Origin of the sequence: Virgibacillus necropolis (assembly GCF_044793635.1) — a bacterium.
GTDB lineage: Bacteria > Bacillota > Bacilli > Bacillales > Amphibacillaceae > Virgibacillus_F > Virgibacillus_F necropolis_A.
In genome coordinates, this window is record NZ_CP084992.1 from 2,640,888 (window position 1) to 2,662,180 (window position 21,293).

The 21,293-nt window shown below is 39.8% G+C and carries 17 protein-coding genes, 2 tRNA genes, 2 rRNA genes, 1 pseudogene and 1 riboswitch; of the genes and pseudogenes, 16 read left to right on the forward strand and 6 right to left on the reverse strand.

From position 1 onward, the window contains the following. Positions 1-180: 180 nt before the first annotated feature. The 9 genes from LG329_RS12865 to tsaD all read left to right on the forward strand — a co-directional run bounded on the left by LG329_RS12865 (position 181) and on the right by tsaD (position 7,419). Positions 181-3,101: ribosomal RNA gene (locus LG329_RS12865) — 23S ribosomal RNA — on the forward strand. Positions 3,102-3,220: 119 nt separating this feature from the next. Then, positions 3,221-3,336 (forward strand): 5S ribosomal RNA (rrf, locus tag LG329_RS12870). A 42-nt stretch (positions 3,337-3,378) separates the two neighbouring features. Next, positions 3,379-3,455 (forward strand) — tRNA-Met (locus LG329_RS12875). Between the two features lie 19 nt (positions 3,456-3,474). Continuing rightward, positions 3,475-3,551: transfer RNA gene (locus tag LG329_RS12880), tRNA-Asp, on the forward strand. A 251-nt stretch (positions 3,552-3,802) separates the two neighbouring features. Then, entirely contained in the window at positions 3,803-4,765 is a 963-nt protein-coding gene (gene thiL, locus LG329_RS12885; RefSeq protein WP_404451217.1) for a thiamine-phosphate kinase, read from the forward strand. An 8-nt stretch (positions 4,766-4,773) separates the two neighbouring features. Further along, positions 4,774-5,229: a tRNA (adenosine(37)-N6)-threonylcarbamoyltransferase complex ATPase subunit type 1 TsaE gene (tsaE, locus tag LG329_RS12890; protein WP_404451218.1), complete on the forward strand. Its 456-nt coding sequence runs from the start codon at positions 4,774-4,776 to the stop codon at positions 5,227-5,229. Positions 5,230-5,262: 33 nt separating this feature from the next. Further along, positions 5,263-5,970, forward strand: coding sequence for a tRNA (adenosine(37)-N6)-threonylcarbamoyltransferase complex dimerization subunit type 1 TsaB (tsaB, locus tag LG329_RS12895; RefSeq protein ID WP_404451219.1), 708 nt, complete (start codon positions 5,263-5,265; stop codon positions 5,968-5,970). Then, positions 5,963-6,409, forward strand: a complete 447-nt coding sequence (gene rimI / locus LG329_RS12900) for a ribosomal protein S18-alanine N-acetyltransferase (protein ID WP_404451220.1) — start codon at positions 5,963-5,965, stop codon at positions 6,407-6,409. The genes tsaB and rimI overlap by 8 nt, the downstream gene beginning before the upstream one ends. Continuing rightward, positions 6,409-7,419 carry a tRNA (adenosine(37)-N6)-threonylcarbamoyltransferase complex transferase subunit TsaD gene (tsaD, locus tag LG329_RS12905; RefSeq protein ID WP_404451221.1) on the forward strand — a complete coding sequence of 337 codons (1,011 nt, stop codon included), beginning with the start codon at positions 6,409-6,411 and terminating at the stop codon, positions 7,417-7,419. Before rimI ends, tsaD begins: the two co-directional genes overlap by 1 nt. Before the next feature lie 407 nt (positions 7,420-7,826). Here the strand turns inward: tsaD and abc-f are convergent, their stop codons facing one another. Further along, positions 7,827-9,746 carry a ribosomal protection-like ABC-F family protein gene (gene abc-f, locus LG329_RS12910; protein WP_404451222.1) on the reverse strand — a complete coding sequence of 640 codons (1,920 nt, stop codon included), beginning with the start codon at positions 9,744-9,746 and terminating at the stop codon, positions 7,827-7,829. A gap of 132 nt (positions 9,747-9,878) precedes the next feature. On the opposite strand from abc-f, the gene moaC reads away from it, so the two are divergent. The 3 genes and pseudogenes from moaC to LG329_RS12925 all read left to right on the forward strand — a co-directional run. Next, positions 9,879-10,373 carry a cyclic pyranopterin monophosphate synthase MoaC gene (gene moaC, locus LG329_RS12915; RefSeq protein ID WP_404451223.1) on the forward strand — a complete coding sequence of 165 codons (495 nt, stop codon included), beginning with the start codon at positions 9,879-9,881 and terminating at the stop codon, positions 10,371-10,373. A gap of 3 nt (positions 10,374-10,376) precedes the next feature. Then, positions 10,377-11,024, forward strand: a complete 648-nt coding sequence (locus tag LG329_RS12920; protein ID WP_404451224.1) for a redox-sensing transcriptional repressor Rex — start codon at positions 10,377-10,379, stop codon at positions 11,022-11,024. A gap of 218 nt (positions 11,025-11,242) precedes the next feature. Continuing rightward, positions 11,243-11,623, forward strand: a pseudogene (locus LG329_RS12925) (HAD-IC family P-type ATPase); the annotation flags it as partial. A gap of 47 nt (positions 11,624-11,670) precedes the next feature. On the opposite strand, the gene LG329_RS12930 reads toward LG329_RS12925, so the two are convergent. After that, positions 11,671-12,615, reverse strand: coding sequence for a cation diffusion facilitator family transporter (locus LG329_RS12930; protein WP_404451225.1), 945 nt, complete (start codon positions 12,613-12,615; stop codon positions 11,671-11,673). Between the two features lie 97 nt (positions 12,616-12,712). After that, a complete protein-coding gene (locus LG329_RS12935) occupies positions 12,713-13,039 on the reverse strand; it encodes an ArsR/SmtB family transcription factor (RefSeq protein ID WP_404451226.1) in 327 nt (108 codons plus the stop codon). Positions 13,040-13,646: 607 nt separating this feature from the next. On the opposite strand from LG329_RS12935, the gene LG329_RS12940 reads away from it, so the two are divergent. Then, positions 13,647-14,372, forward strand: a complete 726-nt coding sequence (locus tag LG329_RS12940) for a ZIP family metal transporter (protein ID WP_404451227.1) — start codon at positions 13,647-13,649, stop codon at positions 14,370-14,372. A 541-nt stretch (positions 14,373-14,913) separates the two neighbouring features. On the opposite strand, the gene LG329_RS12945 is transcribed toward LG329_RS12940, so the two are convergent. Then, on the reverse strand, positions 14,914-15,468 hold the full coding sequence (locus LG329_RS12945) for a hypothetical protein (protein ID WP_404451228.1): 555 nt from the start codon (positions 15,466-15,468) through the stop codon (positions 14,914-14,916). A gap of 167 nt (positions 15,469-15,635) precedes the next feature. Here LG329_RS12945 and LG329_RS12950 point away from each other — a divergent pair, with 167 nt between their 5' ends. Next, positions 15,636-16,658: a hypothetical protein gene (locus LG329_RS12950; protein WP_404451229.1), complete on the forward strand. Its 1,023-nt coding sequence runs from the start codon at positions 15,636-15,638 to the stop codon at positions 16,656-16,658. 25 nt (positions 16,659-16,683) lie between these two features. Here the strand turns inward: LG329_RS12950 and LG329_RS12955 are convergent, their stop codons facing one another. Beyond that, the gene (locus LG329_RS12955) at positions 16,684-16,881 is read right to left on the reverse strand and encodes a YdiK family protein (RefSeq protein WP_404451230.1); all 198 of its coding nucleotides are present in this window, start codon (positions 16,879-16,881) and stop codon (positions 16,684-16,686) included. 7 nt (positions 16,882-16,888) lie between these two features. Continuing rightward, positions 16,889-17,602: a lysostaphin resistance A-like protein gene (locus LG329_RS12960; protein WP_404451231.1), complete on the reverse strand. Its 714-nt coding sequence runs from the start codon at positions 17,600-17,602 to the stop codon at positions 16,889-16,891. 444 nt (positions 17,603-18,046) lie between these two features. Between LG329_RS12960 and groES the strand changes: the two genes are divergently transcribed. After that, entirely contained in the window at positions 18,047-18,331 is a 285-nt protein-coding gene (gene groES / locus LG329_RS12965) for a co-chaperone GroES (protein ID WP_404451232.1), read from the forward strand. A gap of 50 nt (positions 18,332-18,381) precedes the next feature. Beyond that, positions 18,382-20,022: a chaperonin GroEL gene (gene groL, locus LG329_RS12970; protein WP_404451233.1), complete on the forward strand. Its 1,641-nt coding sequence runs from the start codon at positions 18,382-18,384 to the stop codon at positions 20,020-20,022. Positions 20,023-20,499: 477 nt separating this feature from the next. Then, positions 20,500-20,684: riboswitch (cobalamin riboswitch) on the forward strand. Positions 20,685-21,293: the final 609 nt, after the last annotated feature.

Consider the following 21,293-nt stretch of genomic DNA (forward strand, 5'->3'; position numbering starts at 1 on the left):
GTTTAACGGAAGATCGGTGACGCTTGTCGTCATCGATAAGACCTGCCATTGGTAGGCCTTGACATATAAGGTTGTTTGTTCAGTTTTGAGGGATGCGAATCTCTCTTTTTGTACCTTGAAAACTAAATAAGAGCAAGATAGACAACGACATCAAAAACGTAAGTTCTTAATCATAAAGATAGTTAAGTGAAGAAGGGCGCACGGTGGATGCCTTGGCACTAGGAGCCGACGAAGGACGGGACTAACACCGATATGCCTCGGGGAGTTGTAAGTAAACTTCGATCCGAGGATTTCCGAATGGGGAAACCCACTGTTCGTAATGGAGCAGTACGCATATCTGAATACATAGGGTATGTGAGGCAGACCCGGGGAACTGAAACATCTCAGTACCCGGAGGAAGAGAAAGCAAATGCGATTTCCTGAGTAGCGGCGAGCGAAACGGAATCAGCCCAAACCAGAAAGCTTGCTTTCTGGGGTTGTAGGACACTCCTTTGGAGTTACAAAGAAATTCTTTAGACGAATCGATCTGGAACGATCAGCCATAGCGGGTAAGAGCCCTGTAATCGAAAAAGAGTTTCCTCCGGAGTGTATCCTGAGTACGGCGGGACACGAGAAATCCCGTCGGAATCCGGGAGGACCATCTCCCAAGGCTAAATACTCCCTAGTGACCGATAGTGAACCAGTACCGTGAGGGAAAGGTGAAAAGCACCCCGGAAGGGGAGTGAAATAGATCCTGAAACCGTGCGCTTACAAGTAGTCGAAGCCCGTTAATGGGTGACGGCGTACCTTTTGTAGAATGGACCGGCGAGTTACGATCGTATGCGAGGTTAAGTGGAAGACACGGAGCCGCAGCGAAAGCGAGTCTGAATAGGGCGAAATAGTATGCGGTCGTAGACCCGAAACCGTGTGATCTACCCATGTCCAGGGTGAAGGTCAGGTAACACTGACTGGAGGCCCGAACCCACGTATGTTGAAAAATGCGGGGATGAGGTGTGGGTAGGGGTGAAATGCCAATCGAACACGGAGATAGCTGGTTCTCTCCGAAATAGCTTTAGGGCTAGCCTCAACATATGCGTACTGGAGGTAGAGCACTGATTGGACTAGGGGCCCTCACCGGGTTACCGAATTCAGTCAAACTCCGAATGCCAGCTACGTTAAGTTGGGAGTCAGACTATGGGTGATAAGGTTCATAGTCGAAAGGGAAACAGCCCAGACCGCCAGCTAAGGTCCCAAAGTATACGTTAAGTGGAAAAGGATGTGGAGTTGCCCAGACAACCAGGATGTTGGCTTAGAAGCAGCCACCATTTAAAGAGTGCGTAATAGCTCACTGGTCGAGTGACTCTGCGCCGAAAATGTACCGGGGCTAAACGTATCACCGAAGCTGCGGATTGTTCTTAGAACAATGGTAGGAGAGCGTTCGAAGTGCTGTGAAGTCAGACCGTGAGGACTGGTGGAGCGCTTCGAAGTGAGAATGCCGGTATGAGTAGCGAAAAAAGAGTGAGAATCTCTTTCACCGAAAGCCTAAGGTTTCCTGAGGAAGGCTCGTCCGCTCAGGGTTAGTCGGGACCTAAGCCGAGGCCGAAAGGCGTAGGCGATGGACAACAGGTAGATATTCCTGTACCACCTCATGAATGTTTGAGCGATGGGGGGACGCAGTAGGATAAGGAATGCGCACGATTGGAAATGTGCGCCCAAGCAGCAAGGGAGTTGGATTGGCAAATCCGTCCAACAATTCTGAGCTGTGATGGGGAGGGAACTATAGTACCGAAGTTCTGGATTTCACACTGCCAAGAAAAGCCTCTAGTGAGTTCATAGGTGCCCGTACCGCAAACCGACACAGGTAGGCGAGGAGAGTATCCTAAGGTGATCGGGAGAACTCTCGTTAAGGAACTCGGCAAAATGACCCCGTAACTTCGGGAGAAGGGGTGCTCCTTTTAAGGAGGAGCCGCAGTGAATAGGCCCAAGCGACTGTTTAGCAAAAACACAGGTCTCTGCGAAGCCGAAAGGCGAAGTATAGGGGCTGACACCTGCCCGGTGCTGGAAGGTTAAGGGGAAAGGTTAGCACCTTCGGGTGCGAAGCTTAGAACCGAAGCCCCAGTAAACGGCGGCCGTAACTATAACGGTCCTAAGGTAGCGAAATTCCTTGTCGGGTAAGTTCCGACCCGCACGAAAGGTGCAACGACTTGGGCACTGTCTCAACGAGAGACCCGGTGAAATTATACTATGCGTGAAGATGCGCATTACCCGCGACAGGACGGAAAGACCCCGTGGAGCTTTACTGTAGCCTGATATTGAATGTTGGTACAGCTTGTACAGGATAGGTGGGAGCCTTAGAAACCGGAGCGCTAGCTTCGGTGGAGGCATCCGTGGGATACCACCCTGGCTGTACGGACATTCTAACCCAGGACCGTAATCCGGTTCGGAGACAGTGTCAGGCGGGCAGTTTGACTGGGGCGGTCGCCTCCCAAAGAGTAACGGAGGCGCCCAAAGGTTCCCTCAGAATGGTTGGAAATCATTCGCAGAGTGTAAAGGCATAAGGGAGCTTGACTGCGAGACCTACAAGTCGAGCAGGGACGAAAGTCGGGCTTAGTGATCCGGTGGTTCCGCATGGAAGGGCCATCGCTCAACGGATAAAAGCTACCCCGGGGATAACAGGCTTATCTCCCCCAAGAGTTCACATCGACGGGGAGGTTTGGCACCTCGATGTCGGCTCATCGCATCCTGGGGCTGTAGTCGGTCCCAAGGGTTGGGCTGTTCGCCCATTAAAGCGGTACGCGAGCTGGGTTCAGAACGTCGTGAGACAGTTCGGTCCCTATCCGTCGTGGGCGTTGGAAGTTTGAGAGGAGCTGTCCTTAGTACGAGAGGACCGGGATGGACACACCGCTGGTGTACCAGTTGTTCCGCCAGGAGCATAGCTGGGTAGCTACGTGTGGAAAGGATAAGTGCTGAAAGCATCTAAGCATGAAGCCCCCCTCAAGATGAGACTTCCCATCACTTCGAGTGAGTAAGATCCCTCAGAGACGATGAGGTTGATAGGTTCGAGGTGGAAGCGTGGTGACACGTGGAGCTGACGAATACTAATCGATCGAGGACTTAACTAACAAATTATGATGTACGTGTCTATAGCGCTCTTATTTAGTTTTTAGGGTACAAAATAAAAAAAGTACTTGCATTTTGAAGCAAGAACACATATAATATATCTTGTCCTTATTAAAAAAGGTCTGGTAGTAATAGCGGAGAAGTCACACCTGTTCCCATGCCGAACACAGTAGTTAAGCTCTCCAGCGCCGATGGTAGTTGGGACTTTGTCCCTGCAAGAGTAGGACGCCGCCAGGCCGTACTTTTAAAGTACATGTACAAATCAATACTTTCTCATATCGCGGGGTGGAGCAGTCTGGTAGCTCGTTGGGCTCATAACCCAAAGGTCGCAGGTTCAAATCCTGCCCCCGCAACCAATTAATTTTAAAATAAATTGGTCCGGTAGTTCAGTTGGTTAGAATGCCTGCCTGTCACGCAGGAGGTCGCGGGTTCGAGTCCCGTCCGGACCGCCACTAATATAAATTGACACACATGTTTTCATAATTTGAAGGCATGTGTTTTTGTATATATGAAATTCAAAGCAATCATCCTAATTACACCTCTTATTTCACACGCATTAATACCTTCAAGGATCTTTTTCCTTTTATCATACAGATTGAGTCGGCTACAGACTTTTGATAGTATTTTTTCCCTTTTTCCTTTGTTTTTGCTATCATAACTATAGGATTATTTTCTTTCTGACAAAAAGGTTGGTGATTATAGAGTGGATGAGTTTTCCTTTATTCAATCAATAAAACAACACTCCTATAAACAATCATCTTTAATAAAGGGTGTTGGAGATGATGCAGCTATTATTCGTCAATCATCTGAGGATGTGGTAGTAGCTGTTGACACATTCGTAGAAAACGTGCATTTTTCAAAGGAAACGACGGAACCATATCATATAGGACACCGTGTATTGGCAGCAAATATAAGTGATATGGCGGCAATGGGAGCAACCCCGGCGTTTTATCTTGTTTCGATTGTGTTGTCAAAACATTATTCATCCAAAGAAGTGGAAGAAATTTTTGAAGGCATGCGTTCAATTGCAAATAGATACGGAATGGATCTAATTGGTGGTGATACAGTTAGTGGACAGGAAATGTCTATCTCCGTTACCGTTATAGGTTATGTATCGCAAAAGAGAGCAAGGTATCGTAGTGACGCAAGGGAAAAGGATATTGTGTTTGTGACGGGTACACTTGGTGATTCACAGGCAGGATTTCATATTCTCAATAATGCTAGTACATACCAAGATGAAACGTATTATATTGAAAAACATCAACAACCTATTCCAAGAGTTGAATTTGCTAAACGATTGGAAGAAATAGATCGAGTAGCATTAAACGATATAAGTGATGGAATAGGAAATGAGGCTGCCGAGATTGCTGAGGCTTCACAGGTCACGTTACATTTGTTTGAAGATAAAATTCCTACATCAGCATCCTATTCTCAATTTCCGTCAGAGCTTCAGGAAAAATGGAAGCTATTTGGTGGGGAAGACTTTGAATTAGTAGGCACGGTGTCTAAAGATAAATGGACATATGTTCAGGAAGCAGCAAACGATATAGGAATACCTGTGACGGAGATTGGTTATGTCAGTCAGTATAAAAATAACTATGTTTATCTACATAAAGATAATAGGCATATTCCGCTAAAAAAAGACGGGTACAATCATTTGAAATAGGTGATTTAATGAGTAAAAACCAAATCGAAACACATACAGAAGAAGAGACTAAAAAATTAGCAACTAGATTGGCTAATTTACTGCGCCCTGGAGATGTTATCACACTTGAAGGTGATTTAGGTGCTGGTAAAACCACTTTCACAAAAGGTATTGCTATTGGACTTGGAGTGAAACGTGTAGTTAATAGTCCGACATACACGATTATCAAGGAATATGAAGGAGAGCTCCCTCTATACCATATGGACGTGTACAGGTTGGAGGATTCTGATGAAGATATAGGCTTTTCGGAGTATTTCGAGGGGGAAGGTATATCCGTAGTGGAGTGGGCACATTTTATCGAAGAGTACCTTCCAAATGAACGTTTGGATATAAAAATTAACTACATCAATGAACACAAACGTGTAATTGAATTTTATCCTAGTGGAAGTCATTTTAATTGGATAATTTCATCTTTAATTGGATAGTTTACACGGAAAAATAAATAAGGAGTTCCATATATGAATGTACTTGCAATAGATACTTCTAATCAAATTATGGGTGTAGCCATTTTAAAGGATAACACTTTAATTGGTGAAGTTGTGACGAATCTTACAAAAAACCATTCTGTCCGTCTTATGCCAGCAATTGTCCAATTAATGAATGATACCCAGATGAAGCCAGAACAATTGGATGAAATCGTTGTTGCAAAAGGGCCCGGTTCATTTACTGGTGTACGAATAGGACTTGCAACAGCAAAGGCAATGGCATGGTCACTTGAAATACCGATAAAAGGGATATCAAGCTTAGAGGCACTTGCATATCAAGGGAGTTTTTTCCCAGCATATATTTGCCCCTTTTTTGACGCTCGACGAGGAATGGTTTATACAGGTTTATATCAGTGGAAACATGACCAAATAGAGTTGATAGACGAAGAGGTCAACTTTTCAATGGAAGAATGGCTAGATCGGCTAGTAAAAGAAAAGAAGCAAGTGCTATTTTTAAGCCAGGACATAGAAATGTATCGTTCTATGATTATGGAAAAGTTAGGGGAACAAGCTATTATCCCAGATTCAACTTATCATATAGCAAAACCCTCACATTTAGCATTGGCTGCAAAGAATAAAGTCGCAGATAATACGCATGAAATAACACCGAATTATTTGCGGTTAGTAGAGGCAGAGGCGAATTGGTTAAAAGCACAAAAGGAAGCAACCAAAAATGGCTGATCTTGTAATTCGACCGATGGAACTAACAGACATTGGAGCGGTAGTCGAAGTAGAAAAAGCATCTTTTGCCACACCATGGACAGAGGATATTTTTTACCAGGAGGTAGTAGTAAACCAGTTTGCTCATTACTTTGTAGTGGAGGTTGACGGGGTTATTGTTGGTTATGCAGGGCTATGGATTGTAATTGATGATGCGCAAATTACAAATATAGCCATTATGCCGAGCTACAGAGGTTATAAACTAGGTGAGAAGCTTTTCCAATTTACAATGCAACAAGCAATTCATTTAGGAAGTAATCGTCTATCATTGGAAGTGCGGGTTTCCAACATTATTGCACAACGAATGTATCGGAAATTTGGACTTGTTCCTGGTGGTCTACGAAAAAGTTATTATACAGATAATAAAGAGGATGCGTTAGTAATGTGGGTGAATTTATGATGAAAAAAGATACATATATTATGGGAATAGAAACCAGCTGTGATGAAACTGCTGTAGCAATTTTGAGAAATGGAACAGAAGTTTTATCAAATGTGGTAGCATCTCAAATCGAAAGTCATAAGCGGTTTGGCGGGGTTGTCCCTGAAATTGCTTCAAGACATCATGTAGAGCAAATGACAATTGTGTTAGAAGAATCATTTAATCAAGCAAACATCAGTTGGGAGCAAATCGATGCGATAACTGTTACAGAAGGGCCAGGATTAGTAGGTGCACTACTTGTAGGAGTGAATACTGCAAAAGCATTAGCATTTGCTAAACAAAAACCACTGGTAGGTGTTCATCATATCGCAGGTCATATTTATGCGAATAGATTGGAACAAGATTTTGAATTCCCATTGTTAGCTTTAGTAGTTTCTGGTGGTCACACGGAGCTTGTACTGATGCGTGACCATGGTAACTTTGAAGTGATAGGGGAAACGCTCGATGACGCAGCCGGTGAGGCATATGACAAAGTAGCACGTTTGCTGAAGCTTCCGTATCCAGGTGGTCCACATATCGATAAACTCGCTGCTGAAGGTGAAGAATCTATTCCATTCCCTCGAGCCTGGCTTGAAGAAGGTAGTTTAAATTTTAGTTTTAGTGGATTAAAATCAGCAGTTATCAACACTATCCACAATGCGGGACAGCGCGGGGAAAAATTACAACCTGAAGATATCGCTGCAAGTTTTCAAGCTAGTGTTGTAGAAGTGCTAACAGAAAAAACTTATCAAGCCGCAATGAATCACGATGTTAAACAAGTTATAGTCGCTGGTGGTGTAGCTGCTAATAAAGGCCTTCGTCAAGCACTTACAAACAGGTTTGCGGGTTCAAACACGCCTTTATTAATTCCACCAATTCAATTATGCACAGATAATGCTGCGATGATTGCTGCCGCCGGAACGATTGCTTTTGAACAAGGAAAAAGATCAGCATGGGACTTGAATGCTAATCCTTCTTTAGTACTAAAGTAAAAGTTATCAACAGAATGTGGATAGGTATATGTAAGTGGTGTATATGTGGGTAAAAATGTGGATAAACAAGTATTTGCATGTGGAAAATGTGCATAACCTTGTTGAAAACTAGTCCCTCTGCAACGCAATTGTTTATATGTCTGTGGATTAATAGAAAATGTTGTTGTGGATTTCTCATTAAAATAGGCTAATGCTGTCTGCTTATGCAGATACAGCATTAGCCTATTATTAATATGGAAAGAAAGTATAAAATTTTGGCGTTTATCTGTCTAGCTCCAGCGCCTAGCCCCTCGAGTTTTTAAGTCAAATCTCTTTGTGATAAAAATCATCACTAAGAGATTCGTCTTAAACTTGTCGGGTCTGACCAAGGCGCTTGCGCTTTTCTTATATGACTTTGATGTTTACTATTATTCTTGAAGCTCTGTCCATTCTTCCATTAGTTGTTCAAGCGTTTGTTTAATATCGTTTGTTTCCTTTGTTAGCGCTAATGCTTTCTCATGATCCTGAAAAACTTCAGGCTTTGTCATTTCTAATTCCAGATTAGCGAGTTCACTTTCTCGTTCCTCAATCAGACTTTCTAATTCATCTATTCGTCTTTGAATTTTCCTTTCTTCACGCTGTCGTACCTTTTCCTCTTTGTAACTCAATTTTCCCGTATCAACCTGTGTTTCTTTTACTTGCTCCTGTTGTAGTCGTTCTCTTTCAGCCTGCTCTTCTTTTTTCGCAACATAATAATCATAATCACCTAGGTATCCAGTGACATGATCTGCTTGAATTTCAACTACCTGTTCAGCAATTTTATTGATAAAATAGCGGTCATGTGAAACAAATATGATGGTGCCATTATAATCGATTAGCGCGGATTCCAGCACTTCTTTACTGTCTATATCCAAGTGGTTAGTTGGTTCATCCAGTATTAAGAAATTGGCATGAAGCATCATCAATTTCGCAAGTGATAGCCTAGCCTTTTCACCACCACTAAGCGCATGAACAGGCTTTAAAACGTCATCACCTGAGAATAAAAAGTTTCCCAACACGGTACGGATATCTTTTTCCTTTTCATTTGGGTATTGGTCCCATAGCTCTTGAAGTACTGTATTATTAGGATTTAAGTTTGTTTGTTCCTGGTCATAATACCCAATTTCAACATTTGTTCCAATTTGAATGGAACCAGTGCTAGGCTGAAATTGCCCAGTTATCATTTTTAATAAGGTCGTTTTACCAATCCCATTTGGTCCAACAAGTGCAATGCTGTCACCGCGGTTCACATTAAGTTTCATACCTTCAAACAAAAATTTATCATCATCGTTATACCGGAACGCGAGGTCATTTATTTTCAATACGTCATTACCACTTCGCTTAGTTGAATCAAAAGAAAATTTAGCAGAGGATTCGTCTCCTCTTGGCCTGTCCATCTTTTCCATCTTCTCAAGCTTTTTCCTTCTGCTTTGGGCTCGCTTTGTAGTTGAGGCACGCACAATATTTTTTTGTACAAATTCCTCTAGCTGTTTTATTTCAGACTGTTGTTTTTCATACTCTTTCATTTCCTGTTCATAATCGAGCGCCCGTTGATCCAGATACTTACTATATGATCCATGGTATTTTTTAACCCTATGATAGGAAATTTCATAGACAATGGATACAGTCTTGTCTAAAAAGTAACGGTCATGGGATACAATGGTAACGGCACCTGGGTAACTCACTAAATAATTTTCAAGCCAGCCAAGTGTTTCAATGTCTAAATGGTTGGTTGGTTCGTCAAGAATGAGTAAAGCAGGCTTTTGTAAAAGTAACTTGCCTAGAGCCAGTCGTGTTTTTTGACCACCACTTAATGTACTTATTGGTGTCTGATAATCGCCCTCGTAAAAATGCAAACCATTCAGAACAGATTTGATGGAGGACTCATACTGGTATCCACCTTCTGTGATAAAAGCTTGCTGTTTCGTATCATATTCTTGTAAAAGCTGGTTATATTTATCATCTGATAAGCTTGATGCTAGTTCCATATCTTTTTCAAGCTTTCTAAGCTCTTGCTCTTTTTTAAGTAGAGTTTGAAACACCTGCAGCATTTCATCCCAAATCGTTTTATCCGATTCAAGGCCCGTATGCTGGGATAGATAACCGATGGTAAGATCCTTAGGTTTGTGCATAACTCCTTCGTCATAGGAAAATTCGCCAGCCATGATTTTAAGTAAGGTCGATTTCCCGGCGCCATTTCTACCAACAATCGCAATTCTATCCTGATCTTTTATTTCAAGTTTAATATTTGATAAAATCTTTTCCGCTCCAAATGACTTACTAATGTTATTCAATTGCATAATAATCATTACGTTCACCTCAGTAATATCAGTGTATCGTATAACTTAATTACCTAGCAATGTTTAATTGTGAAAATAATCACGACTTATCGTATTTTTTCTGATAAAATGAACTATGACTTTAAATATGGAGATGAGAAAATGGCTGATTTTACTCACTTTAATCAACAAGGCAGAGCGAAAATGGTGGATATTAGTGAGAAAAAAGAGACAGAACGGATTGCTATAGCTAGATCCAGTATAGTTGTAACAAAAGAAATTTACATAAAAATTGTGGATCAAGGAATTGAAAAAGGGGACGTACTTGCGGTAGCACAGGTCGCTGGTATTATGGCAGCGAAGAAGACATCGGATTGGATACCAATGTGTCACCCTTTACAATTAAAAGGAATAAACATTTCATTTGACTGGAATTTATCAAATAATAAGTACGAATTAATTATAGAAGTTTTTGTTAAAACAAAAGGAAGTACTGGTGTTGAAATGGAGGCACTAACTGCCGCATCAGCAACGGCGTTAACCGTTTATGATATGTGCAAAGCAATAGATAAGGGAATGGTAATCGGCCAAACCTATTTAATTGAGAAAAAGGGCGGCAAGTCAGGCGATTACACCCGGAAGAATAAGGGGGAATAAATAGTGTTACAAAATAAAATTCCGCAGGCTACTGCTAAGCGTTTACCGTTATATTACCGGTTTATAAATAACTTACATCACCAAGGGAAAACCCGTGTATCATCAAAAGAATTAAGTGAGGCAGTTAAAGTCGATTCAGCTACAATTCGCAGGGATTTTTCCTACTTTGGTGCTTTAGGGAAAAAGGGTTATGGCTACAATGTTGAATATTTATTAGAGTTTTTCAGGAAAACATTAGACCAGGATGAACTAACAGAAGTTGCTCTAATTGGCGTTGGAAATCTGGGGACAGCATTTCTTCACTATAATTTTATGAAAAATAATAATACAAAAATCATGATGGCATTTGATGCGGAACCTAGTAAAGTGGGGGCTGACATCGGTGGGATACCTGTTTATCATATTGATGAATTAGAAGAAAAAATGAAAGACGTGCATGTTGCTATATTGACTGTTCCATCCAGTGAGGCAGAGGGAATTACCGAACGACTCGTTAAAACAGGAGTTTCCGGAATCCTGAATTTCACACCTGCAAGAATTACCGTACCAGACAATATACGTGTGCACCATATTGATCTTGCTGTCGAGTTGCAAGCATTGGTGTATTTTTTGAAGCATTATCCGTTGAATGAAGTAGCGGTAGAAGAATAGCGAATTTCTAAAAAACCAGATGGCCTTTCCCTCCCGCAGAATAAGGAATGCTTCTTGAATAGGCATCGCATGAAGAAAAAGTGCTTTTCTTTTTCGAGGAGTCTACGTGTTTACGGGCTGCTGGTATAATATTTGCCAATAACAGCATTCATTAGTTGAAAGAAATGACAAAGAATGCTTACGTAAATAGCTTTACCAGTCCAGCATCGTTCTGGGCATTAGAATTTATTAAGGCACTCAAAACGAAGCATGGAAATGTAGCGATGGTTGGTGACGGTGTTAATGATGCTCCAGCACTTGCAACTGCGACGGTTGGAATTGCCATGGGCGGAGCTGGGACCGACACAGCGCTCGAGACAGCCGATATTGCGTTAATGGCTGATGATTTAGAAAAGCTTCCATATACAATTGCTTTGAGTAGAAAAACACTAGCGATTATTAAGCAAAATGTCTCGTTTGCTCTTGGACTCAAGGTGTTAGCGCTTCTACTAATTATTCCTGGTTGGCTTACACTGTGGCTGGCAATATTTGCTGATATGGGAGCAACTCTTATCGTAGTGTTAAATTCTTTACGTCTAATGAACGCAAAATATTCCTAGAAATTAAAATGACCCCCACTGAAATTTCAGTAGGGGTCAATTACATGTTAATGGCTATGGCTATGTGATGTGGAGCTATGATCATTTTGACACATGAGCGAATCATCGTGTGTATGTTCATTATTTTCCATCTGTATTGTTACATGACCAATTCCTTTATGTTCTAACTCATGTTCAATCGTTCGTAATAATTCCTGACACTCATGAATCGATAAGTCGCCATCTACAACTGCGTGACAGGAAAGTGCATTTTGCCCACTAGTTATACTCCAAACGTGTAAATCGTGTATGCTTAGGATTCCTTCGACGTGTTCCATTGTTTGAATAATATCGTCTAATTCAATATTTTTTGGTGTACCTTCCATTAATACATGAATGGCATCCTTGGTAACCCTCCAACCACTGATCAATACAAGAATAGCAACAATAACACTTGCTAGTGGATCGGCCCATCCCCAGTTGAAGAACATAATGAGTAAAGCAGCGACAATAGCACCGACGGAACCGAGTAAATCACCCAGTACATGAAGAAATGCTGCACGTAGGTTTAAATTTTCCTTCGTATCACCACGCATTAAAATCCAAGCAACGGTAAGGTTAACAAGTAATCCGATAATAGCAATTATTAGCATTCCAGTAGATGCGACTTCAGGCGGATTTGCAAAACGTTGATAAGCTTCATATAAAATATATAGTGAAATGAGCGTAAGTGTTACGCCATTGAATAGAGCAGCAAGTATTTCAAAACGTTTATAGCCATACGTTTTACTGTGGCTTGCAACCCTTTCACCTAAGACAAAAGCTAATACACCAACTCCGAGTGATACAGAATCACTTAACATATGCCCAGCATCAGAAAGTAAAGCTAGACTATTCGTTACAAATCCTCCAATTGCTTCTACAATCATGAATCCAGTCGTAATGATAAAACTTATAAGTAAAGCTTTTTTATTTGCACCATGCGTATGGTCATGCCCATGATCGTGTCCCAATGTTACTCCTCCTATCCACTATTCATGACTATATTTATATATATTCATATAACAATATTGTTGCTATAAAGTATTTATTACTCATTCAAAATTAAAATTAGTTATGGCTGGCGTGATCGATTGTTTGTTTCAACATATTCATGACATGTTCATCATCATGAGAATAAAATAAGGTAGTACCTTCTCGACGGTATTTTACTAGCCGTAAATTTTTTAGAAAACGTAATTGGTGGGAAACGGTCGACTGCCTAAGGTGTAGGTTTTCTGCGATGCCATTTACAGAGTACTCTTTATGAAAAAGTAAATGAAGAATTCGAATTCTTGTAGGATCACCTAAAGCTTTGAATGTTTGAGAAACTACAAATAATGTTTCTTCATCTATATCCTTATCATTGATCTTTTCTATTTCTTTTTTTTCATCCATTATAATTCCCTCCCTTTTTATAATTAATTCACATTACAGATCGGATAATAATTATTTATGTATGTATATATTAGCATATGCTCATATTGTATGATTTATATATGGAACTGTCAACTCCAGTTTTTATAAATGGCTCTTTTCGTACGCATTGTTGCTTTTCATCTTCATATTTGAAATACAATGCGAAGTGACTGCTGTTGTTTTCCGCTGCGGGGTCTTCAGACTCGTGCTGTTCCCGCAGGAGTCAACTGTCCCCCGCTCCAAACAACTGCCATAATAGTGAATGAGCTGTAAAGTACTATTCTCAAACACCGTGATAGTGTAGGAAATCCACGTAGACTCCTGCGGGAAAGCGAAGTGATGAGACCCCGCAGAGAGCGGTCTTCGCGATCGAGGAGGCTCAGCGCAAGCCCGCGGAAAGCGTAGTGGATTTCCGGAACGGTAGCAGGGCACTGAACATGGTTTTTGGTTACGTCGCAATATATATCTATTCTCTTATAAAGCAACAATCTTTGGGAATACAGCTTTATAAATTGATCGAGGCTAGTATATTCAAACCTGATTAGCCATATAAAATAATTACAAGCTATTAATAGGGAGCGATTTAATGAGTACAGCATGGATTATTGGGACTCTCGCTTCTGCTCTAGGAATTGGAGTAGGAGGAGGTCTTGCATGGATAATGAAAGGTTTCCAACAAGGCTTTGTTTTTATTTATTCATTATGTACGGGGTTAATAATGGGATTGTTATTCCTTGAAATGATCCCAGAAAGCATTGAGTTAGGTGGATGGGCTATTCTAGCGTTTGGTGTCGCCACAGGATTAATACTTTTTCAATACATTCATCATTTTATGGATAAAATAACGATCATTACAAATAGTCATCAAAAGGATATTTTTGTTCGTTCAGGCGTTCTTTTAACGATTAGTATAGCGATTCACAACTTTCCTGTAGGTATTGCACTTGGCTCAACCATTGGTACAGATTTTGGTGGATTGATGCTAACAACTCTCGTATTACACAACATACCTGAGGGAATTATTATTTTTACACCTTTGTTTTTAGCAGGATTTGGTTTTTTTACCTGGGTTTTGTTCACAAGCCTTATTTCTTTTCCTATTTTAATCGGTTCAGTGTTGGGGCAATTTTTTGAAATTGGAATGACCCCGTTACTAGCCTTCATTATAAATCTGGCTATTACTGTGATATTTATGGTTGCAATTAAAGAAATTTTTGGAGAAGCAGTTAAAAATTCATCCCTATGGTTTTGTTCAATGATAGGAATAATTGGGTTTGGTATGATAAGTATTTATTTGTTTCTATTGAATTAAAATAACGAAAAGCCTTGAGGGCAATGTATAAATACAATAATAATAGTCAAAGTTATCTAAGAAAGTATGATAGCAAAGGAGGTCTTTAAATGGGAGTATTGTCAACGTCACCATCAAATATGGATGCGTGTATTGATGCTTGCTTTAAATGTCTAAGAGCATGTGAGGAGTGTTTGACAGCTTGCCTGAATGAACCGGACGTGGAAGCAAGAATTAAATGTATTCAAACACTGGATGATTGTGCTGATATTTGTAGTCAAGCAACACAATTAATGTCCCGAAATAGTTTGTTGTCGGTTCAATTGTGCAATGTATGTGCGACTATATGTGAGCAATGTGCAGCAGAATGTGGAAAGATGAAAGATACACATTGTCAAGAATGTGCAATAATATGTCAAAAATGTGCGGAAGAATGCCGTAAAATGACTGGATAGGATTTTGATAAAGATGAACGTATGAGTAATTTTATTTTCAGTATAAGATGCTGCCTCAGAAGCCGAACTTCCGAGACAGCATCTTATTTTTTTATCGGGTCACAACACTAATTCAATGGACGATAGAAATGTTCATCTGATATAGGTATAATCGGTCCGAGTTGATTATATACAATAATGAATAACACGAATGCGAATAAGCACAGAACGATAAACGGTTGATTTTTATTTTTGTTCAAAAATTCCTGCCTGATTAGTTGAAACAGAATCAAAATAACTGAAATAAATACCATAACCATCATTTTAATTAAGGAATCCTGAAATTCAGATGCAATCATTTGGCCGAGCATAGCGCCCATCATGCCACCCATTATGCCTGATAGTGTGCCGTCTAGAACTGCAAGTAAACTAATGGGTAAACCTGCTAGAAAACCAGCTGCGACTCCGGTTATGATACCTAAAATAGTAGAGTCATATAGATTGTCAGAAAGAAGAATACCAAAGATTAGACCAACTGTTAACCCGACAATCATTCCAAGAGACATCGCAATCATCATACCTGTCATTGCAGGTATTTTATTTCGTTGATAGATGGTGAGAATTACTACTGTTGCCGTTAAAATGAAGATGATAAATAGTGTAATAAATAAAGGGAACGTCATATAATTTATCCTCCAACTCGTCCAGATAATTCATTATATGTTTTAAATCAACGGAAATTCATCATGTGGAAATAGGCCTTTTGGCAGTTGTTTGATAAGGCAACATTCACCTATTATGACATAGTATGTAATTTGGAAATAGTTGTATAAAATATGGGAGGGCCCTTATGATGAGAAAAAATTTGTTTGCTGTGATGATGGTATTATTGCTAAGTGTTTTTACTGTAGCTTGTTCGGACGAAGCGGCTAGTGAGAAAGAAGCAAAAGATACGGAAAAACAAGAAGAAGCCAACAATAAAGAGGATACGGAAAAAGAAGAAAGTAAGGTACCGGGTGATGAAGAATTAATTGCAATACTGGAGGAAAATGTTCAAACGCTGATGGATAAAGATTTAGAAGCACATATGAAAACAATTCACAGCGAGTCACCAGGCTATGATCAAACAAAGAAAACCATTGAAATGTTGAAATCATATGAATTAGATTTGAAGCTTATGGATATGAGTGTTGAAGATAAGTCTGAAACACAGGCAAAGGTAGCCTATACACAAACAGCCATCAAATTAGAGGGTCCAGAATATCAAAATAATAAAATTGTCGGTGTCCATACCTTAAAGCCAGAAGATGGAAAATGGAAGATATACAGTTCAGAGGTAAAAGAAACAATTGCGTTAGATGCCAATGGAGAGCCTATTGATCAAGCAGCTTCTTCGAATGTAGCTGTAAAGGGTGATTATGCTCCTCTTATGAAAAAGCTGCAAATAAATTTAGATAAAGAGAAGTGGACGGTTGGCGCATATCAGGAAAAGGCTGGAGCAGCAATCTTAGAATTTTTGCCAAAAGGTGAAACGGTACAAAACTACTCTGAGTTATTTACCGTGCAATTCTATGAAGATGGTAAGAAAGAAATAGGCACGCAAGCATGGATAGAGACAATGGAGAAAAATTTAAACGATGTGATTACCGGGGAATTAGTATTCGAGGTAATCGAGCAAAAAGATAAGGAAGGGATTTACTTTTTCTCTGTTTCAGGTGATGAAACACAAAAGGATCAACAAGAATTAGCACGTGTATTTGTTGAAGATAACAACCTTTTCGTAGCACGTTATACATTGATGGAACAAACAATGGACAAAGAAACAAAAAGTAAATGGCTTGAAAAACTAAAGAATGTGAAACTAGGTAAATAAAAAACAAGGAGTAGCTTCGAAAAAGCTACTCCTTGTTTTTATTATTACGAACATGATTCCGCATGAGTCGTAACGCTATACCGAAATCCAATGTAGCAAAAATCGCTAGAAGCATCGTAGTGGAATTCCACACGGTTTCTCCCGCGCTTCGTGTGGCCATATAAACAAACAATACACCCATTATAAAATATATATTGGCCATTGCCTTCGGTGAAGTTCCCATAAAATTATTAGCCTCCAATTAAAATCATTTGCAGTGTTTCGGCCTTCTTTTGTAACCGCTCTATATCCTCAGGTGAAAGTGAAAGTTGAACAAGTACAGATATGGAGTTTAATGCCATATGAACAAAGATTGGAACAAGTATCCGTTTTGTTTTTACATATAAATACGCAAATACAAACCCCATTGAACTGTAGATAAGGATATGTTGTGGTTCTCCGTGAATAATTCCAAATACTAATGCAGAAAGTAATGCCGCTAGAAAGAAGTTCATTCTCTTATAAAAGTTTCCAAAAATAATCTTTCTAAATATAATTTCCTCTACAATGGGCGCAATTAACGCTGGGATAATCATAAATATAGGTGCAGCCCGTGTTATATCAATAATCTGCTGTGTATTAGCGGAACCAGACTCAATACCTAATAACTGTATTTCAATGGTTGCTGCTATATATTGAGCAATATACGCCATAAATACCCCAGCAACTATCCATAGCACAATAGAGCCAGGTTTTGCAGCATCGCGTGCAGTGGGTGCTTTCATGTACGGTTTCATGATTATAAGAATTACAATCATCCCAGCTGTAAAGCTAAAGATTGTCCAATAAATAACTGCCTGGAATTCACTTATCGGTAGCGTTGCAAATAAAATTGGTGCAAAGAGTATTCCAGAAAATTGCATGATAATGTAGGTTAAAATGACATACCAATAACGCTTGGTCAAAATGAAACGACTCCTTCAATAGTCAATTATATATGTTTTCTAATATATGCAGTAGTGTGTAGTGCTATTAATCAAGTTTTTAAAAACTCTATTACATCTAGCTCCAGCGCCCATTGCCTAGTGCCCTTCCGGCACCTTCTTACGATTAAGTCAACATCGAATCGCTAACGCTCTTCGTGTTTCCTTTATCTCATACGGTTCCGTCCAGGTCATACGGCAATAACCGGGCGCTTACACTTTTCTATTATATTTTATCATATTTGTTGACGTGCTTATAATAGAATGGTTTAGGTAGAGGTGCTAGAAAATTTTTTTGTAAAATATAGCTATCATTACTTGCAATTTTATCCTGTATTATTTATGATAATAATGGAATTAGCACTCAGGTGTTTAGAGTGCTAAATAATCATAATAAATGCAAAATGAATTAAGGAGGTTGTCTGCATGATTAAACCACTAGGAGATCGTGTTGTAATCGAGCTTGTTGAACAAGAGGAAAAGACTGCAAGCGGTATTGTACTACCAGACTCTGCAAAAGAAAAGCCACAAGAAGGTAAAGTACTTGCAGTAGGTACTGGTCGCGTAACAGATAACGGAGAAAAAATTGCGCTTGAGGTTTCTGAAGGAGATCGCATTATTTTTTCAAAGTTTGCTGGTACAGAAGTGAAATACGATGGTACAGAATACTTAATTCTTCGTGAAAATGACATTTTAGCTGTTGTGAGCTAATAGCAACTCTGATATTACTTAGGAAACGAATTTAAGGAGGGCATTATAAAATGGCTAAAGAAATTAAATTTAGTGAAGACGCTCGCCGTGCGATGTTACGCGGTGTAGATACATTAGCAGATGCAGTAAAAGTAACACTCGGACCAAAAGGTCGTAATGTTGTTTTAGATAAAAAATATGGTTCACCACTAATTACAAATGATGGTGTAACAATCGCAAAAGAAATTGAACTTGAAGATCAATTCGAAAATATGGGAGCACAACTTGTATCAGAAGTTGCATCAAAAACAAACGATGTAGCTGGTGATGGTACAACAACTGCAACAGTATTAGCACAAGCAATGATCCGTGAAGGACTTAAAAACGTTGCATCTGGAGCAAACCCAGTTGGTGTTCGACGCGGAATTGAAAAGGCTGTAGAACTAGCGGTAAGAGAACTACAATCTATTTCAAAACCTATCGAAAGCAAAGAATCTATTGCACAAGTAGCTGCTATTTCATCTGGTGATGATGAAGTTGGTAACTTAATCGCAGAAGCAATGGAACGCGTTGGTAATGATGGTGTTATTACAATTGAAGAATCAAAAGGATTTAACACAGAACTAGAAGTTGTAGAAGGTATGCAGTTTGATCGTGGATATTCTTCTCCATACATGGTTACTGACCAAGATAAAATGGAAGCAGTATTAGAAGATCCATATATTTTGATTACGGATAAGAAGATTAATAACATCCAAGAAGTATTACCAGTACTAGAACAGGTTGTACAACAAGGTAAACCACTTCTTTTAATTGCTGAAGATATCGAAGGAGAAGCACTTGCAACATTAGTGTTAAACAAGCTTCGCGGAACATTTAACGCTGTTGCTGTAAAAGCTCCAGGGTTCGGTGATCGTCGTAAAGCAATGCTTGAAGATATCGCAGTTTTAACTGGTGCAGATGTAATTACAGAGGATCTTGGACTAGACCTTAAGAGTGCTACAGTTGAGCAACTTGGTCGTGCATCTAAGGTTGTTGTAACAAAAGAAAATACAACAGTTGTTGAAGGTTCAGGAAACCCAGAAGCAATTTCTTCACGTGTAGCACAAATCCGTGCACAAGCTGAAGAGTCTACTTCTGAATTCGATACAGAAAAATTACAAGAACGTCTTGCTAAATTAGCAGGCGGTGTAGCAGTTATCAAAGTTGGTGCTGCAACTGAAACAGAATTAAAAGAACGTAAACTACGTATTGAAGATGCTTTAAACTCTACTCGCGCAGCAGTAGAAGAAGGTATCGTAGCTGGTGGTGGTACTGCACTAGTAAACGTATACAAACAAGTAAGTGAATTAAATCTTACTGGTGACGAAGCTACAGGTGCTAACATTGTACGCCGTGCACTTGAAGAACCAGTTCGCCAAATTGCACACAATGCTGGCCTTGAAGGTTCTATTATTGTAGAACGTCTAAAAGGAGAAGCTGCTGGTGTAGGATTCAACGCAGCATCTGGTGAATGGGTAAACATGGTTGAAGCTGGTATCGTTGATCCAACAAAAGTAACTCGTTATGCACTACAAAACGCAGCATCTGTTGCAGCAATGTTCCTAACAACAGAAGCTGTAGTAGCTGACCTACCAGAAGAAAACGCTGGTGGCGGCGGTGGAATGCCTGATATGGGTGGCATGGGCGGCGGAATGCCGGGCATGATGTAATACACCCTTCAAAACCTTGATATATCAATGGTTAATGGTCACGATGATATGTCGTGACCATTTTTATGTTTTTTATTTTAAATTCCTTCATGACAGTTTCATCAAATTACCGTACTTTTCTGAATCTCGTTTTCTAACAGCTTGTGTCGTATGCAAGTATATTTGTTTGGTGAAGGATTTTAACGTTGACGTACGAAAGTCTGCATAATGCTGTTGGTACCCTTAAGCGAGTATAAAAGATAACTGGAGTGCCTTTTTGACACTCCAGTTATCTTTTATAGTTTATATTTTGAGTAAAGAATGTAGAATAAGCCAGCCTATTGTGTTTTGCACTAGTTAAACTAGTAATACACTTATTATTCAAGAAAAGGACCCCAGGATCATTAGTCTAAATAAGTAATGCATATCCTAGAAAAAAAGTATTTTCTTTACTACTAAAAAATGGTAGCGTATACTTTTATAAGTGATAAAAATTTAATTAAAAGTTAAAAAACGGGTGTCTTTAGCAATAAAGACTTAAAAGGGAAGTTAGTTTAAATCTAACGCGGTCCCGCCACTGTAATTGCGAGCAGCCTGCATTATTTCACTGTGTGACGAACATGGGAAGGAGCAGGTAGTGATGACCATTAGCCAGGAGACCTACCTGTTTTTTCTCACCAATAACCTACGCGGATAGGGGGTGTATTGTAAAAAGGAGGCTACGGTCGCAATTGAGCGCTTAGTGAATTCCTTTTCACGTGCACATCTTCATTGCGAGATGTGTTTTTTTGTTGTTTAGGAAACTATAAAATTTTGTAACTGTGGATAACTGATCTACCTAGTCAGCCACGTCCAGCTCCAGCGCCCATTGCCTAGTGCCCTTCCGGCACCTCCTTACGATAAGTCAACATCGAATCGCTTACGGGAAGGCCGACTAAAAACGGGCTTGCCGCCCAACGTCGGCATACCCCTTTTGCAGGGGCATGTTTCCTTTTCACTTTATCACAGCATAAGATTCACTTTGACTTTCGCCTTTGTGGTCGAAAAGTCAAGTTCATCTAATCTCATACGGTTCCGTCCAGGTCATACGGCAATGACCAGGCGCTTGCGCTTTTGTTCTTATTTAGCAATATTTAAACTGAAATACTAGTGCCCTTCAGGCATCTCTTTCGATATATAAACATCGTCGATTACGCTACGTGTTTTTTATCTCAAAAGAAAGAATAAGGTTTGATTAAAATTGCACGAAGAAAAAGTGGGTGTTTTTTTTCGAGGACATGCCGGTTTTAGTC

Coding starts and splice junctions, on each gene's coding strand:
- tsaD (WP_404451221.1), top strand. CDS start 6,409: ATGAAAAAAGATACATATATTATGGGAATAGAAACCAGCTGTGATGAA.
- groES (WP_404451232.1), top strand. CDS start 18,047: ATGATTAAACCACTAGGAGATCGTGTTGTAATCGAGCTTGTTGAACAA.
- LG329_RS12950 (WP_404451229.1), top strand. CDS start 15,636: ATGATGAGAAAAAATTTGTTTGCTGTGATGATGGTATTATTGCTAAGT.
- moaC (WP_404451223.1), top strand. CDS start 9,879: ATGGCTGATTTTACTCACTTTAATCAACAAGGCAGAGCGAAAATGGTG.
- tsaB (WP_404451219.1), top strand. CDS start 5,263: ATGAATGTACTTGCAATAGATACTTCTAATCAAATTATGGGTGTAGCC.
- tsaE (WP_404451218.1), top strand. CDS start 4,774: ATGAGTAAAAACCAAATCGAAACACATACAGAAGAAGAGACTAAAAAA.
- abc-f (WP_404451222.1), bottom strand. CDS start 9,746: ATGATTATTATGCAATTGAATAACATTAGTAAGTCATTTGGAGCGGAA.
- LG329_RS12940 (WP_404451227.1), top strand. CDS start 13,647: ATGAGTACAGCATGGATTATTGGGACTCTCGCTTCTGCTCTAGGAATT.
- rimI (WP_404451220.1), top strand. CDS start 5,963: ATGGCTGATCTTGTAATTCGACCGATGGAACTAACAGACATTGGAGCG.
- LG329_RS12955 (WP_404451230.1), bottom strand. CDS start 16,881: ATGGGAACTTCACCGAAGGCAATGGCCAATATATATTTTATAATGGGT.
- LG329_RS12945 (WP_404451228.1), bottom strand. CDS start 15,468: ATGACGTTCCCTTTATTTATTACACTATTTATCATCTTCATTTTAACG.
- groL (WP_404451233.1), top strand. CDS start 18,382: ATGGCTAAAGAAATTAAATTTAGTGAAGACGCTCGCCGTGCGATGTTA.
- LG329_RS12935 (WP_404451226.1), bottom strand. CDS start 13,039: ATGGATGAAAAAAAAGAAATAGAAAAGATCAATGATAAGGATATAGAT.